The sequence below is a fragment of the Coleofasciculus sp. G3-WIS-01 genome, from assembly GCF_040223135.1.
In the GTDB taxonomy this organism is placed as follows: Bacteria; Cyanobacteriota; Cyanobacteriia; order Cyanobacteriales; family Coleofasciculaceae; genus Coleofasciculus.
This window is the reverse complement of record NZ_JAVJZI010000193.1, coordinates 1-15,726: the sequence shown is the minus strand read 5'-3', so window position 1 is coordinate 15,726 and position 15,726 is coordinate 1. Positions and strand designations below refer to the sequence as shown.

The window sequence follows — 15,726 nt, the reverse complement described above, 5'->3', positions numbered from 1 at the left end:
GGGTTTTGAAGGTTCCAGACGTGATGACAGAAGCGTCGGAGTTTGCTCTAATTTCATTTATTCTCGCCATAGTTCCACGCCTTGCATCTGGAACAGGCTTCCCCATCTCCCCCAGCGTTTGTGATCTAGGGGACAATTTCGGTGACGACGCGATCGCTGCTAGAGCCACTCCTGACGATCATACTCTGATCCTGTAATTTACCCTCGGCGGTGGCTCCGGTTACGTTAAAGGGGGGATCGACTTGTTTATAAACGACATTCCCTGACGCCTGCATCTTCTGAGTGGGAATGTCCCACCTGACTTGATTGGCGTAGAGTTCGGCTTGATTGCGACTACCCACACCTTGGACACCTCCCCTTAAATTGGCGACTTCGCTCCCCAAATCTACCTGTCCCTGATTAGCAGTAATCACAACCTTCTCTTGCTGATGGACAATCTGAACAGGCTGATTTGAGCGTACTGTTTCCGCCTGGACGTCCCAGATTGCTTCATTGCTGGATATTAAAACTGGGGGATCAATGGACGTAAGCTGAACATTATTTTTCAGGATAGCTACTTTGGTGTTTAGGTTATAGTCAGTCTGGTTAGCGACTACGCGATCGGTCACAGTATTATCCTTATACCGTTCAATATGAGTCCGCTGATCCCCAATTAACTTTTTTTCTTTGATTTGCCAAGTCAACTGCTCAGTTTTCAGTTGCACATTTGGGTCTTTTGATATTGTCTGTACAGACCCTTTGAGTTCCATTTGCTCTTGGCGTGTCAAATACCGCCCTTCATTCGCTGTGACCTCGATTTGTTCAGGATGGCGTCCCTCTAAATTTCGGCGCACCACTAATAAATCATCCTGGGGTAACCACTCCAATTCCTCACCCTTGAACACTGCACCATTGCGGGTATCTGTAGCCGTAATTTCTCCTCGCAGAAAGATTTGTTTGCCATCTTCCCGGACTTCCCCGCTATTGGCTGACACTTTTAAAATAACCTTTCCATCCTGAAATAAATCACCGATTGGCTGTTCAACTTGAGCTATTTTTTTATCTTTACTGTATATCGCTGTGTCGGCTTTTACCCGCCATAAAGGGCGACCTTGTTCATCAGCTTGCTCCAAGGTGACATTGTTAAACACAAGAGAGCCTTCAATATCAGTGGCTTTTGTATCTTGTTGAATTTTCTTTACCGTTTGGCTGTCAGTCTGACAGCCGGAGAGTGGGGCATAAGCCAATAGACAGAGGCTCACCGCCAAATATCGTTTCCAACTCAACATCATTGGAGCAAGCTTATGTGCAATTTTGAGGGTTAGCCATTAGTCCTTATGCCCGAAAACCAAGGACTAATGACTCATAACTTATGACTAATGACCCATGGATTGGTCTCCAGGATCATCCATCATGCCAATACCAGACAAAGGACGGTAGGTATAGTTTTGTCGCGGGGATTTGCGGATACTTTCTTGGATCTGATCCAGATCAATATACCGATCCGCGACGTTAATTAGACTATCGCTAGTCATTGAACGTAAACTAACTACCTCAACCCGCACTCCTCGATAACTGACAGCATCTACAGCATAAGCCAGATCTCCATCACCGCTGACAAGAACGGCTGTATCATAAGACCCAACTAACGCCATCATATCGACAGCAATTTCAACATCCAGATTCGCTTTTTTCGAGCCATCAGGTAACTGCACTAAATCCTTAGCAATGACACGGTATCCATTGCGGCGCATCCACAGCAAAAACCCTTGCTGCTTTTCATTGGTGCGATCAACACCAGTGTAAAAGAAGGATCGCAGCAGTCGGGAACCTGCAGTTAAACGAACCAACAGTTTCGTGTAATCAATTTCGATGCCTAATTGCAAAGCTGCATAAAACAGATTGGAGCCATCGATAAATATGGCAACCCGACCGCGATTTTCTAAAACTTGTTCAGGTGTAAAAATGGGATCAGTACTAAAATTATTCAACATGATTTTTATGCCTCTGTTTTTTATGAAAGAAATAGATGCCTTCTTCTTCCCAACCCTCTTCTCGTCTAGTCAGCCCCAAGTTCCTCGTGGCTGAAAACGACAGAACACCATTTGGCTTCCATCGCCCAAAAATCAGGTGGAGATTTACTTGAGCGCTGATTAGCTAAGGTTCCCCAACGGCGATGAATGACTGATGTTTCATGATCTTAAATGAGAGTTTTTTGGTTAAAGTCAATGGGATAGCCAAGTTTTTGGTAGATATCGATGTTGATCGGGAATAGTCAGCGAGAACAGACAAGCTGCTAGTCTAGCTTATTACCTGATACTGTACAAGACCTGCCAACTGGGGATACTGTTTCCCATTCTTGTACGAACTCCCAAACTCATGTTTGGTAAGGAATAGGTTAAATGAGTTAAGGGCATTAATTCCAGAAATGATGTTTTTGCCGACTTGCCTCAAGGTGAGGACAGTCTGGGTACTAGCCACGCGATCGCTTAACCATTGCTTGATCAATTCTGGAATATGCTCGCTTGCCACTGTCTTGGTGGATACTCTCTACCCTAACCCTTTGGTAATAAGCATACCTCTTACCTAAGCTTTGGCGAAGTAAGTCCCTAAGTTGGTTGGCTAAGTTGCTCTTGACGCTAAATCTGTTTCTTTGAGTTCGGTGAGAAATCATCGATTGTTTCCTAAAACGCTCTCCATTACTAGGTTGGCATGGTATTGCCAGTTGGCTTTACTTAACATTTTGCCCAGCATAAGTATTAAATACTACAAAATACTAACAAAGTTTACTAAACTTTGTTTAAAAAAGCTTAAACTAACTAAAAAAAAGAGTTATTTCTCAATATCAGGAATTATTTCGTTAAATTAGCATAGCTCAAGCTCATCTCTAGGTTGAGTGACAGATCAACGGTCTAGATATTGGGCAAAGGCAGCAGGAGAGGTAAGCTCTTTCTCTTTGTCGCCTATTCATATAATAGCTATTTTGTCAACTGCTGTTGTTGAATGGGGGAAGTGCGAGAGTTATGAGTTTTGACCCAACACTAAGCCCATAGGGAATGGTGCGTGAGTTAATTCTCCTGGTTTCCCAGGCTTCCCAGGCTTCCCAGCTTATCCATCCGCCCTATCCTCCCCATCTCACAAAGCTTCCAGACGTTCCACACCTTACGTCTGGAACAGGCTGTCTCATCTCCCTGATTGTTCCCATCTTCCTCTCCATTTCAATCATCCCCACCTTTAGATATTTGCCAGTTAGCTGTATTACCGCTTATTGTAAAGAAAGATTAAATAACTATCCCTGAGGATTGTATCAGTACTAATCAGTACGGAACAGTGTCTCAGGAGAGAAAGCCCCTACGGGGGAAAGTCAAGTATCATCGAAGGGTTGCCTGGAGTCAATGATGCCAGAGCTAAAGAGTCATCCTTATTTTCTCAGACCCCGATCGCACAATCCCGATTATCCCTTATTCGTATTTTTACCGGGGATGGATGGAACCGGTCAGCTATTGCGATCGCAGATGCCCAGTTTAGCCGCAGCGTTTGATGTTCGTTGTTTGGTTATTCCTCCCCATGATTTGAGTCACTGGGAAGACTTAGCCAATCACGTCGTCAGTTTAATTACCAAAGAACTCAGCCAACGACGCTGTCAAAGCGTTTACTTATGTGGCGAGTCATTTGGTGGCTGTTTAGCGCTGAAGGTATCCCTCAGTGCCCCCCATCTATTGCACCGAATCATTTTAAGTAACCCAGCCACATCCGTGAGTCAACCCTCTTGGTTACTGTGGGGATCGCAATGGTTAGGCGTATTACCGGATAATATTTATCACCTGTCTACCTTGACATTGTTACCTGTTTTATCATCCCTCAACCGGATGGTTCCCAGCAATCGCCGCGCCCTCTTAGATGCTATGCGGTCAATGCCTGCAAAAACTATGCATTGGCGAGTCTCAATGCTGAGGAATTTTAAGGTTCATCCAGGACAACTCGAACAGTTGACCCAACCCGTCCTCATCCTCGCCAGCGCTGCTGACCGCTTGTGGTCTTCCTTAGCAGAAGCCAAGTCTTTAGTCAAGTATCTGCCAAATGCCACGATGTCAGTGCTACCGAAATCTGGTCATGCCTGTTTACTAGAAACGGATGTCAACCTATTTGAAATATTAAAACAACAAAATTTTTTAGATCTCAGCGGTTCTCCAGTTGGCTGAAAATCTTTGTAAACCTAGGCATAGCTATACCCATCCTTTCTGTGCATAGGTTTAACCTCGTCAGGTTTACAGTAGCAACGTTTACCATTCACTCGAACCTCGATGCGTTTCTCGTTTTGAACCACAACGCGACCAACAACTCCGTCAAGGGTTCGAGCCATATCACCTGTTTTCCACGGTGTTTTGTACGATTGGCGCGGCTTGGAGCAGGGGAAGCCGAATTTATCCATCCGACATAGTTGTCTTGACCTTTCCTTACCTTCCCCATCTTCCCCATCTTCCCCATCTCCCAGACGCGCCGTGGCACGTCTGGAAAACAAATGTTAAGCTTATCAGTCGGTCAATTTTGATTAAATGACCTGATGTCAACAAAACTTTATAATTTTGTTAAGACATCTTATACTACCAATGGATAGTTAATAAGGAGTAAAGACAACGATGTCGGAGGCAATCAAGCCACTGACCGTACCCAGAGAATTCTTGGGTCCCCCCGAAGATTTTAATCTAACGTTACTAATGTTTATAGTAGCGATAGCTCTGATCCTCTTCTCGACCTGCGGTTACTGGCTGTGGGAGTTACCTGCACCCTTGTGCTTTAGCATTAATGTCCTAGCATTGCATATGGCGGGTACGGTAATCCATGATGCCTCTCACAATGTTGCCCACAAAAATCGGATCGCGAATGCGCTGATGGGTCATGGGAGTGCGCTGATGTTGGGGTTTGCTTTCCCCGTGTTTACCCGGGTACACATGCAGCATCATGCCAATGTTAATGACCCAGAAAACGATCCCGATCATTTTGTGTCAACGGGGGGACCTCTGTGGTTAATTGCAGCACGCTTTTTTTACCATGAGGTCTTTTTCTTTAAGCGCCGCTTGTGGCGTAAGTATGAACTGCTCGAATGGTTCTTGAGCCGAGCTTTCGTTGCTGGGGTGATTTACCTGGCTTGTCAGTATGGCTTTTTGGGCTACATTATGAACTTCTGGTTTACCCCAGCACTGGTTGTCGGGTTGGCATTAGGCTTGTTTTTTGACTATTTACCCCATCGTCCTTTTAAGGAACGCGATCGCTGGAAAAATGCTAGGGTTTATCCTAGCCCGATCCTGAATATTATGATTATGGGTCAGAATTACCATTTGATTCATCATCTGTGGCCCTCTATTCCCTGGTACAAATATCAAGGCGCCTATCGAGCTACTAAGCCTCTATTAGCACAAAAGGGCTGTCATCAGTCATTGGGACTGCTACAAGGCAAAGATTTTTTAAGTTTCGTCTATGATATTTTCCTGGGAATTCGTTTTCACCGGAAATAAAGGGTCTGAGAAAACTCGCGAAAATTAGACAGATGAGATTGGTTTCGTCGTAGGGGTTTGGTAACCAAACCCCTACTGTCGCTGAATGGAGGTCAAAAGCAGAGGCGATAAAACCAAAATGCCTAGGGTGCGATCTCGCCCTAGGCATGTCTTTGTCTGAATGGCTTGGTGTAGAGGCTATCGGTAGGCACATTTTCCCATAATGAAAAGTATATCAGAGAAATGGTGCGATCGCCCCTTGTCTGTAGGATGACCCTTGAGAGTGCCGAATGAAGGTAAACAGGGGCTGGCGGCAGAAATACTTAACAAAACTTTATTAAGATTTGTTAAAGAATTTAAGCTAAGGCGACTAATCGGTATTAAAGTTCCAAGTGGTTTCTACTTTCTTGTACACTTGAAAATCCTGGAATTTCTAACTTTGGGTTTATCCCTTACTCTGCTAATAGGCTTTCTCAACGCATCGAGTCGCGCTGTGATTATGTCGCTTTTGAGAGGGCGACAGCAAGCCGTGATAAATCAGTTTCACCCTCACCCTCGGAACCTGCCCAGCCAGTGGTGGAAGGGAAAAAAGTTCCCTTGGAAACGGGGGTCATTAAAATTGACCCGAACTACTGCGATCGCAGCGATGGTAACAGCCGCAGTAGTGGTTGGCAATGGGGTTTCCGCGCAAATAGCCCCAGCCAATCCCAGTACTCTGGCATCCCTGAAAACGGTATCGGTTCCCGAACCTGACAATATTGGAGACTTTATTAAGGACAAAACTGCCGCGATTGCCCTAGGAAAGACATTATTTTGGGATATGCAACTGGGGAGCGATGGTTTCACCTCCTGTGCCAGTTGCCATTTCCATGCAGGAGCCGATAATCGCTCCAAAAACCAGCTTAGTCCAGGACTGTTGCAAGTCAACCCTAATAAAAGTCCCAATCCGGATCAGGTATTTGACCTAGGTGGGGCAGCCAACTACCAGCTTAAGCCGGAAGACTATCCTTTCCACAAATTAAGTAATCCCAATAACCGCAACTCCACAGTTTTGGCTGACACGAACGATGTCAGCTCCTCTCAAGGCGTTTTCTTATCGAAATTCAATGACATTATTCCAGGCAGTTCCCAAGAAGATGTCACCTTCCTACCTGACCCAGTTTTCCATGTCGGAGACATCGAAGTTCGTCGGGTAGAACCCCGCAACACGCCCTCTGTGATTAATGCCGTGTTCAACTTCCGTAACTTCTGGGATGGACGCGCCCAAGAAGACTTCAACGGCGTCAATCCCTTCGGCGCCAGAGATGCCAATGCCTTTGTCCTCAAAAAAGACAAGAATAACCTAGAAAAAGTCAAAATCAGCCTCAACAATTCATCGTTGGCATCTCAAGCCGTAGGACCGCCTTTGAGCTTCTTCGAGATGTCTGCTGATGAGCGCACATTTCCGGATATTGGCATCAAACTGAATAAAAACAAGAAACGAGCTAAGTTAGGTCAAAGGATTAACCGACTCAGACCCCTAGCCGATCAACTGGTGCATCCTGAAGACAGCGTTCTCGGCAATCTGAGCCGAACGCCTAACCCAGGGCTGACGATATCCAATTATGAGTCGATGATTAAGGCGGCGTTTAAGCCAGAGTGGTGGAATTCCAATCAGGCAATCCGGATTGAAGAGAATGGTGAGTTGACGTTCTTTAACCCGAAAAATCAGACTCTGACGACTAACGAATTCTGGCAAATCGACTATAACTTTTCCCTGTTCTTTGGACTCGCGGTTCAGGCGTATGAGGCGACCTTAATTTCCGATGAGACACCCTTCGACCACTATATGGAAGGGCAAACTAACGCCCTGACTGAGCAACAAAAGCGAGGGCTGGAGGTTTTCCAGAACCAGGGTAAGTGCATCAACTGTCACGGCGGACCTGAATTTACTAATGCATCGGTAGCAAATGTTAAAAACCAACCCCTGGAACGCATGACAATGGCTCAAGGTGTTGCAGTTTATGACAATGGTTTTTATAACATTGCTGTCAGACCGACGTTAGAAGATCTGGGTGTCGGTGATGAAGATCCCTTTGGTCAGCCATTGTCTATGTCGCGATTTGAACAGCAGGATGGTTCTCCTTTCCCAGTTGTTCCTGGTGATGATGGTGCGCCGACAGGTTCACTCAAACCCCAGGAACGAGTCGCTGTGGATGGAGCGTTCAAGACTCCGGGTTTGCGTAATGTGGAACTGACGGCGCCTTTCTTCCACAATGGCGGACAGTTAACCCTCAAGCAAGTGGTGGAATTTTACAATCGCGGCGGCGACTTTCACGATGAAAATATCGCTAATCTCGATCCCGATATCGTCAACCTCGGGTTGACCGAGCAGGAACAAGCAGATTTAGTGGCTTTCATGAAAGCCCTGACCGATGAACGAGTACGCTATGATCAAGCGCCCTTCGACCATCCGCAGTTATTCATTTCCGACGGACAGCAAGGGAACCAAGAGTCTGTCCAGGATGACGGTACTGGTAAAGCTAAGGATCTGATCTTAGAACTACCTGCTGTAGGTCGTAACGGTGGTTTGGTTCGGGCAAATTTCCTGGAAATGGCGGTACAAACTGAAGCCGAATCAACCTCATCCACTCAGACAACGACTTCTCCCCCTGGCGGAGGCTATACTCAACAGGACTGTCCGGCTGGAACGACTTTCGTCCCTCTACCTGGAGGGTACATCTGCCAATAAACAAACGCTGAAACTGTTATTAACCGTTTTTGTTTCCAGTAGCCGACTCCCGAAAGGGTGCGGCTATTTTTTTAGTGTAGCAACGGTAATAACAAGGTTTTTTGAATGGCTTCGCCTCCTATTGGGTAATTTCACTGACAAAGCCAAAGTTTTACATCTATAGCAGTAGACACATCTATTAAGACTGTCGGCACCATTGTAGAGACGCGCCAGCTTGCCACCTCAAACTCTCATTAATTTTATATTCCTTTACAATAAGTTTACATTAATTTACAATACAGAGGATTGGGGCATCAAAGTTTTACTCCAGCTCAACTGAATCTTTGAGACCCCTTTGGCAAAATCGCTTAGTGACGGACATATTTTATCCTTTGTTCCGGTGCTTAAGAAAAATTTATACTATCCACTCTGGAGAATGCTTGTATGACGATTAAGAGGAGAGAACTACTCAAGTACGCCGCGATCGCAGGAGGTTTGCTTGTCCTACCCACCGGATTCCAGCGCATTGCCTATGCCAAAGATCCGGAGAGCCCCGCCGGGAATCCCTTTACCTTGCCTTTCCGGGTACCGCCAGTACTTCAGCCAGTTCGCAGTGATAACACACCCGGTTCTAATGGGTTACAAGATTTTGAAGGAACCGATTACTACGAAATAACCATCAACAAAGCACAGGCGCAGATCATCCCAGGGAAAAGCACTGAGATTTGGGGCTACGGTGGCATGTTTCCGGGTCCGACGATTAAGCAAAAGCGGGATCGCCAGTCAGTTGTCCGCTACATCAACAAACTGGATGTGCCGATGGTGATTCACTTGCATGGGATGGCGGCGCTACCGGAGTATGACGGTTGGGCTCATGACGCTGTAGAACCGGGTTATTATAAGGATTTTATTTATCCCAATAACCGACCGGCTACAATTTGGTATCATGACCATGCCCTTCACAAAACTGCCCCGAATGTAAACATGGGGCTAGCGGGAATGTATATTGTCTATGATGAATACGAACAGAATCTCAACCTACCCAGTGGTGAATATGATGTACCGCTAGTCATCCACGATAAAATATTTGACCGTAAAGGTCAGATCGTCTACGACGATGAGGGTCAAAAAAGTTTGTTCGGAGATGTGATTACGGTTAATGGTGTAGCATGGCCCCGGATGGAGGTGGCTAGACGTAAGTATCGTTTCCGGGTACTCAACGCTTCAGTATCCCGATCTTACCGGCTCAAACTCAGCACCAGCGATGAGTTTATTATGATCGGGACAGATGCCGGGTTGAGAAGTGCTCCCGTCGCCGTAGACAGCTTCCGCATCAGCATGGCAGAACGCTATGAGTTTATCCTTGACTTCTCCAAATATCCGATTGGCACGAAAATTGTGCTGGAAAATGAGTCACCCGACAATAACGAAGATTACGAAAAAACAGATCGGATCATGCGCTTTGATGTGGTGCGGGATGCCGAAGATACCAGCGAAATCCCCAGCACTCTCCGCTACGTGACGCCTGTTTCCCAACTGATTCCCCAAGCATTACGCAGCCGAGAATTCCGCTACGAACGCACAGGCGGTCAATGGGTAGTCAATGGCAACACTTGGAATCGCTACGAATCTGATGCGAATCCCCAAGTTGGCGATGTTGAGATTTGGACGTTGTATACGAATTCAGGCGGATGGTTTCATCCGATTCACGTTCATCTGATCGATTGCCAGATTATTGACCGCAATGAACAACCACCCTTTGTCTATGAGGAAGGTTGGAAAGATGTCATCTATGTAGGTGGCAATGAGTCAGTACGAGTCGTGGGCAAATTTGGTCCCCACACGGGCAGATATATGACCCACTGTCACAATTTAGTTCACGAAGATCACGATATGATGCGGGCAATTCAAATCGGCAATAACTCGACTGATCCGGCTTCAGTCGCTCCGCCCAAGCCACTACCTGCACCACCCTTATAAACTGAAATTTCTCTGATCAAAAAAATAGTGGAATAGATTGATTTTACAGTTTAATCGGGCGCAAGGCGTTTATCCGTGTCATACCAAATTCGCCTTTATTACCCCCTTTTTCCACGGCGACGGCGATTTAAATCACTGCTATACAAACTTTCGTCCGCCTGCGCGGACTGGGTTGTGAAAGTTTGAATCTCGTCGCCTTCATTTTAACCCCCCTTAATCCCCCGTGCAAAAAAGGCTCTCGCATCCGCCGTTAATCCAAGAGGGAACAGGGAAGAGTAAAAAATGTCCTAACCTGTCTTAGTACCACTATAATTTGACACCAATGAAGGCGAAAAGTACCCCTACAGTTTTTCGGCGTAAGCGTTATCCATCATTCTTGATTGTGCCGAGCCAGTAGAGGCAGATTTTACCCATCAATACTGAGTGTTGATTTGATCAACTTAGTTGTCTACACCATACCAGGAATCGTCGAAATTTTTAAGGTTTTTTACGTTATAAACCTGAGGTTGTTGTGGATAGGTAAGAGCCGTAGCGGTTGGAGGACTTGGTTGATCTTTGCCGCACAAGTTACTGAGGTCTAAAACTGTGCCGTCTGCTGTTTGCATGTAGCACACGGGATCATCGACATTCATGTTTATTGACCCTTGAGGTTGGTTGTCTGGCACGGGATTGCTAAACGTTGCTTTTGCTACCATTAAAGTTACAATAGCCGAAATAAACGATATCATTAGAAATGATTTCCAATTCATGACAGTCTTCTCACAAAAATTCAAATTTGTTAAAAATTATAACATAAAAAATAAGAGGCGGTTTTTGTGATAGCGCTGTGTTTGTCGTTCGTCGTTCGTAGTAAGGGCTAAAGCCCTAAACAAGTTACGTCGAAGAGAATTAACGGAACTCGACCAACTCATCTGTAGCCTAGACTAACTGGATTATACAAGATAACGGTTGCGGTCAGGGCGGGTTTATTGACTTGAGAAGTTTCTCGCCACAGGTAACAGTAAAACCCGCCCCTACAAGTCAATTTGTTTTGTATGTGTCTGGGTTTAATCGTCAAATAAAGAGGAGATAAAACCAAAAGGCAAAAGGTGCGATCGCGCCTTTTGCTGTGTTCGTAGTAAGGGCTTTAGACTTCAGGGTTGTTTAAATATTCCATGCAACCAAAAACGGCTATAGATTGAGACTATATCAGTTTATAGATAAATAGGAGCAAGCAAGAGACATTCCATTGGAAAGAGACGTTCCACCGGAACGTCTCTACAAGGTCAAACCAGGGATAATTTGGTAGCTTCTGTTACCTTTTTTGAATAATTAAATCAAAGCGTAAACCTTTGCTTCCCATGGGAAAATCGGTTCTCTGCCAACCCATTCAGGAGGAACGATGCGGTCTTGAGTGATTTCTTTCCACTGCTTACCTTCTGGAGTGGGCGACCAATTCGGGACTTTATATTCAGAACCTACAGGAGTTCCATAGTCTGAGAAATTAGCCACGACAATCACGTATTCATCCGCCTTTTTGCCACGCCGCCAGACTAAAACCCGTTTACCTTCATGGAAATCGGCATGAATAAACTCATTATCATTCACCGCTAACGCCTTAGATGAGGTGCGGAAGCGAACTAACCGCGCCACATACTCAAAGATGCGTTGTCGCCAATCCTCTTGGACTCGACTATAGTTTACTGGGTCAACCTGTTTATGATCGGCATGTTCATCACTAATATCAAGATCCTGCTGATCCGCAAATTCATCCCCTGCCAAAATCAGGGGAATCCCAACGGCGGTTAAAAGACAAACAAATGCTAGCTTAATCCGGGGTTCAGTATCGGAAACTCCATTATTAATTAGATAGTTATAGAAACGCTCATTACCTAAACCGCCTACATCATGGGACGTGAGATAATTCACCGCTTGAGCGCTATCGGTAAAGCCTAAAAAACGACAATCAATGAGTTTGCGGACACTCCATTCAAAGCTAGAGTCATTAAAGGCATTCTTGCCTAAAATCACCTGTCGAATAATCTGCTTGAATTTTTCGTTCCAGAGTCCATCTAAGCGATTTTGGTGAACTAAGGCTAAGGGGACATTTAATTCTTCGCCAACAACCAGAAAGTGCTTACTTGAACCTCCCCGTTTTTCCCAAAGCGTGCGGGCTAACTCTCGGAATTTTTCCAAAAAGTCATAGTTGCCGACATTATTAACGCTATCCAGTCGCAAACCATCCACCCGATAATAGTTCAGCCAATGAGCCATATACGCTTTCATATATTCACGGGCTGGCACAAACCAGGATTTTTTGCCAAGAATTGGATGATAGCCTTCTACCCAATAGTTGTACTTAAATAAATCACCACCAAAACCATTGCGACCCACTTGTTCAGGGTCGCGTTCCGGATTGCCCTGTGGTCGCCATTGGACATAAAAATCCAAAAAATTTATGTTTTGATACGGATTATTTCGGGAAAACGCCATCACCATATCAGCAAAGAAACGCATTCCCAACTGGTGACACACTTTAATTAGATTGGCTAAATCAGTGGATGCGGTTGGTGCATCTTGACCCTCTGGATGTCCTAAATCAAAATCAGCCGCAAAAAAGTTAGCTGTACCATATCCCCATTCCAGCTTGTCATCACTATCGGCTGGGGGCAATAATTCTAAGGCATTAACTCCTAATTCCGCCAGATGAGCTTTGCCTTCTGCTAAGGTTTCAATGTGGCTAAAATTAGGAGACGTGGCTTGGGGTTGCAATAAAGACAGCACATCCTGAAATGTACCGATTCCTACCTCTCGATTCTCCTCTGTCCTCCCTTTTGTCCAACGGGTTGGTAATTCATAGATAACCAGTTGATTGTTTGGGGGTAGAGTGTCTAATGGGGCGTCTCCTTCCCAGTTCACCGTTTGTCCGCCCGGATCACAGGGGATTAGAATGCCATTCTGATACAAAATCACACTAGCAGGATCATGACTGGCAATACCGCCTTCCTCGTCAGGGATGGGGGCGATTATCCGTCGGTCTACAGTTGTGGCGGTTGGATCGGTGCAATAGAGAACTTTGTTAATATTGTCAGGGTTATAGGGTTGAGTGTTGTGGATTTTAAACCAATACAGGTAAACTTGTCCGTCTGTCAAACCACAGGCTTGAGCGGAGACTTCCCACAATTCCGGGAAGTCGGGAGATTGGCTGAGGGGGTATTCCCCAACTTTCTCGAATCGATCTGAAGCCTTGGCTGAAGGTTTCGCAATGTAAACGCTGGGCGGTGATTGGGATATACCCGGACGCCACAAGACGAAGTGAGTCTGCTTGCGGCTCAATAGATCGACGAGCATAGTGTGAGTCTCCTGAGTGGGAATCTTACTTTGGGTTGATCTGTACAACCGACCACCATTCTATTCTGGGGATTTGAAAAGTCCAAACTCAGGACTTACGCAGCTACACCACTTATGGGGTAAAGGTGCGTTACGCTACGCTAACACACCCTACAGTCGAGGCTTTGCGTAAGTCCTAAACTGATAACGGCTTAATTTTTCCTGAATTAACCCAATTATGAGCCAACTGCAACATCGCTGGGTCATCAACGCCGCCGAAGCTAAGGGACTCGCGGATATTCGCTGATCATTAAGTGTCCAGTCGTCTTTTAAACTGAGTACCTGACCCGGATTGTAGGGATTGACGATGGTTAAAGATTTAATGACTGGCTCCCCGGCATAAATAATCGCATTGAGAAAGCTGATTATCTTTTAAGTTTATCACCAATATCCTCTACCTATCTTGAGATGCGATCGCACAATTCCATCAACCCCCGATAACTTGACTTGTGGTTACGCTGTCTTTGTTTTCAGTCAAGCTTGGCGCTGATCAAGCCTGGTTAAATAAGGAAAACTTTTCAAAGTCATGTTTTAGTTTTAATATTCTTAAGACAATCGGATTTAGGGCTGGCAGAAAAAGTCACTGGCAAATCCTGAGTTGACCTGGGTTTGAGTGTGTAGTATGTTATTACAGTAATACTGTATTGGGTGTTTTTTGTAGCCATTTTTTTATGTATTTTGCTTAAACGCCTTGAAAATGCGTAATTTTCTTCTCTCTAGTGTGGAAAAAAATTAAATCATACAAATATATTACATTACCCAATTTTTAGAACTCGAAAAGGGACAAATTTGACAAAAAAGCAGTTTAATGTATTAGCAAGGGATTAAAATAAATAGTATTAGTGTCGTGGCACACCTTAATTGGTGGATTAGCATCGTAGGGGCGAACTGACGTGCATCCGTGTCAACTTAAGCCATAACCATTGCCCACCCTAGTTTTCAGATATCCTTCTCTAGGTAAATATTGTAGGGGCGATCCGCCGTACCCAATCAACAGAACCTAACTCTTAATTTTACTGGGTCGCCCCCCGCTCACTCACTGAATTTAGACAGGGGCGAGTCGATATCAGTTAAGTCTTACACCGCCTACGATGTGCAGCGACTCGCCCCTACAACCACGATAATTGATACGTATAATATTCAAATGAAACTTTTGGCAGAATCTAAACAACACAATATATGTTTGTCAGATTTAGCCGCATCAGCAACAATTGATACAACTCCAGCCTGGTGGAATATTCCCGGTCAAACAATAGCACCAAACTTTTTAAATCAACCTCGTAAAGCAACCCATTATATGCTTGACTTAGAATTAACTCAAAAAATATTGCAGGTCAAAGCACTAGCTGCTAAAACCGGAAAATGGCCCCAGTCAGTCCCGAATATGGAGTCTGAAATTTGTCCTGGTTTTGAATGGGTTTATCAGGTGTCTCCTGATGGTACAATGTCAATTTACTTAAGTGAGCAACCTGAATGGTTAACTGAACGAATAGAAAATAATTCGGCACTTCCTCTTACCTATAGCACTCGGCGAATTCCCAATTATTAGAACAAAGTATTTAATGTTAACTTAGTTTGTATGTAGTCGGCACTTTAGTGCCATAGGGAGCGCTAAAGCGCTCACTACGAACCTACCATCTAACCCAAGCTATGCTTACACAAGCTAAACGAAATTGTTTTACATTACTTATAATTTGCTGTATCAGCTTCTCATTCCCTCTGCTGAGTGTGAGTCAGGGATGGGGACAAGAATCCGTTGATAAAGAGACGTCCTTATATATAGAACAATTAAAAAACGATGACGATTGGCGCAAGCGTAGTCAAGCGGCTTCGGCTTTGGGGGAAATTGGTTCAGAAACGGCTATTCCAGCATTAATTACAGCCCTAAAAACTGAGCAAGATGAGGTGGTTCGCCTCAGAGCAAGTTTTGCCTTAATCAAAATTGGCTCACCTGCTATTCCCAGCTTGATCGAAACGCTTCAACACGAAAATGTATCAGCACGTTATAGTGCGACTTTTGCTCTAAGTCAAATGGGTTTTGTAGTGCGAGCATCTTGCTCGCTACTAATACCCAATTTAACTCGCTACTAATACCCAATTTAACTCGCTACTAATACCCAATTTAACTCGCTACTAATACCCAATTTAACTCGCTACTAATACCCAATTTAACTCGCTACTAATACCCAATTT

Annotated in this window: 12 protein-coding genes and 1 pseudogene; 6 read left to right on the top strand and 7 right to left on the bottom strand. The window is 44.9% G+C overall.

Annotation, left to right across the window (positions count from 1 at the left end; genetic code table 11):
- Positions 1 to 125 precede the first annotated feature (125 nt).
- The 3 genes from lptC to RIM23_RS19865 all read right to left on the bottom strand — a co-directional run bounded on the left by lptC (position 126) and on the right by RIM23_RS19865 (position 2,511).
- Positions 126 to 1,271, bottom strand: coding sequence for an LPS export ABC transporter periplasmic protein LptC (lptC, locus tag RIM23_RS19875; protein WP_446368851.1), 1,146 nt, complete (start codon positions 1,269 to 1,271; stop codon positions 126 to 128).
- A gap of 84 nt (positions 1,272 to 1,355) precedes the next feature.
- Positions 1,356 to 1,973: a LabA-like NYN domain-containing protein gene (locus RIM23_RS19870; protein ID WP_446335852.1), complete on the bottom strand. Its 618-nt coding sequence runs from the start codon at positions 1,971 to 1,973 to the stop codon at positions 1,356 to 1,358.
- Between the two features lie 307 nt (positions 1,974 to 2,280).
- Positions 2,281 to 2,511 (bottom strand): hypothetical protein, encoded by a 231-nt coding sequence (locus RIM23_RS19865; RefSeq protein ID WP_446368850.1) that lies wholly within the window; start codon positions 2,509 to 2,511, stop codon positions 2,281 to 2,283.
- 863 nt (positions 2,512 to 3,374) lie between these two features.
- On the opposite strand from RIM23_RS19865, the gene RIM23_RS19860 reads away from it, so the two are divergent.
- Complete coding sequence (locus RIM23_RS19860) at positions 3,375 to 4,181, top strand: alpha/beta fold hydrolase (protein WP_446368849.1); 807 nt, start codon at positions 3,375 to 3,377, stop codon at positions 4,179 to 4,181.
- A 14-nt stretch (positions 4,182 to 4,195) separates the two neighbouring features.
- Here the strand turns inward: RIM23_RS19860 and RIM23_RS19855 are convergent, their stop codons facing one another.
- Positions 4,196 to 4,501 (bottom strand): hypothetical protein, encoded by a 306-nt coding sequence (locus tag RIM23_RS19855; RefSeq protein ID WP_446368848.1) that lies wholly within the window; start codon positions 4,499 to 4,501, stop codon positions 4,196 to 4,198.
- 118 nt (positions 4,502 to 4,619) lie between these two features.
- On the opposite strand from RIM23_RS19855, the gene crtR reads away from it, so the two are divergent.
- From crtR to RIM23_RS19840, 3 genes are all read left to right on the top strand, one after another.
- Positions 4,620 to 5,495, top strand: a complete 876-nt coding sequence (gene crtR / locus RIM23_RS19850; protein ID WP_446368847.1) for a beta-carotene hydroxylase — start codon at positions 4,620 to 4,622, stop codon at positions 5,493 to 5,495.
- Positions 5,496 to 6,093: 598 nt separating this feature from the next.
- Positions 6,094 to 8,205, top strand: a complete 2,112-nt coding sequence (locus RIM23_RS19845) for a cytochrome-c peroxidase (protein WP_446368846.1) — start codon at positions 6,094 to 6,096, stop codon at positions 8,203 to 8,205.
- A 423-nt stretch (positions 8,206 to 8,628) separates the two neighbouring features.
- Positions 8,629 to 10,164 carry a multicopper oxidase family protein gene (locus RIM23_RS19840; RefSeq protein ID WP_446368845.1) on the top strand — a complete coding sequence of 512 codons (1,536 nt, stop codon included), beginning with the start codon at positions 8,629 to 8,631 and terminating at the stop codon, positions 10,162 to 10,164.
- Positions 10,165 to 10,604: 440 nt separating this feature from the next.
- Here RIM23_RS19840 and RIM23_RS19835 read toward each other — a convergent pair whose 3' ends face one another.
- The 3 genes and pseudogenes from RIM23_RS19835 to RIM23_RS19825 form a co-directional block, all read right to left on the bottom strand.
- The gene (locus RIM23_RS19835; protein ID WP_446368844.1) at positions 10,605 to 10,913 is read right to left on the bottom strand and encodes a hypothetical protein; all 309 of its coding nucleotides are present in this window, start codon (positions 10,911 to 10,913) and stop codon (positions 10,605 to 10,607) included.
- A gap of 562 nt (positions 10,914 to 11,475) precedes the next feature.
- A complete protein-coding gene (locus RIM23_RS19830) occupies positions 11,476 to 13,494 on the bottom strand; it encodes an alpha-amylase family glycosyl hydrolase (protein ID WP_446368843.1) in 2,019 nt (672 codons plus the stop codon).
- Between the two features lie 297 nt (positions 13,495 to 13,791).
- A pseudogene (locus RIM23_RS19825) lies at positions 13,792 to 13,902 on the bottom strand (Rpn family recombination-promoting nuclease/putative transposase); the annotation flags it as partial.
- Positions 13,903 to 14,677: 775 nt separating this feature from the next.
- Between RIM23_RS19825 and RIM23_RS19820 the strand changes: the two are divergent.
- Positions 14,678 to 15,082 (top strand): hypothetical protein, encoded by a 405-nt coding sequence (locus RIM23_RS19820; protein ID WP_446368842.1) that lies wholly within the window; start codon positions 14,678 to 14,680, stop codon positions 15,080 to 15,082.
- Positions 15,083 to 15,261: 179 nt separating this feature from the next.
- Positions 15,262 to 15,624, top strand: coding sequence for a HEAT repeat domain-containing protein (locus tag RIM23_RS19815; RefSeq protein ID WP_446368841.1), 363 nt, complete (start codon positions 15,262 to 15,264; stop codon positions 15,622 to 15,624).
- Positions 15,625 to 15,726 lie beyond the last annotated feature (102 nt).

Bases quoted from the DNA above. Each gene is read 5' to 3' on its own strand.
- lptC (WP_446368851.1), bottom strand. From the start codon at position 1,271: ATGATGTTGAGTTGGAAACGATATTTGGCGGTGAGCCTCTGTCTATTG.
- RIM23_RS19870 (WP_446335852.1), bottom strand. From the start codon at position 1,973: ATGTTGAATAATTTTAGTACTGATCCCATTTTTACACCTGAACAAGTT.
- RIM23_RS19860 (WP_446368849.1), top strand. From the start codon at position 3,375: ATGATGCCAGAGCTAAAGAGTCATCCTTATTTTCTCAGACCCCGATCG.
- crtR (WP_446368847.1), top strand. From the start codon at position 4,620: ATGTCGGAGGCAATCAAGCCACTGACCGTACCCAGAGAATTCTTGGGT.
- RIM23_RS19840 (WP_446368845.1), top strand. From the start codon at position 8,629: ATGACGATTAAGAGGAGAGAACTACTCAAGTACGCCGCGATCGCAGGA.
- RIM23_RS19835 (WP_446368844.1), bottom strand. From the start codon at position 10,913: ATGAATTGGAAATCATTTCTAATGATATCGTTTATTTCGGCTATTGTA.
- RIM23_RS19830 (WP_446368843.1), bottom strand. From the start codon at position 13,494: ATGCTCGTCGATCTATTGAGCCGCAAGCAGACTCACTTCGTCTTGTGG.
- RIM23_RS19820 (WP_446368842.1), top strand. From the start codon at position 14,678: ATGAAACTTTTGGCAGAATCTAAACAACACAATATATGTTTGTCAGAT.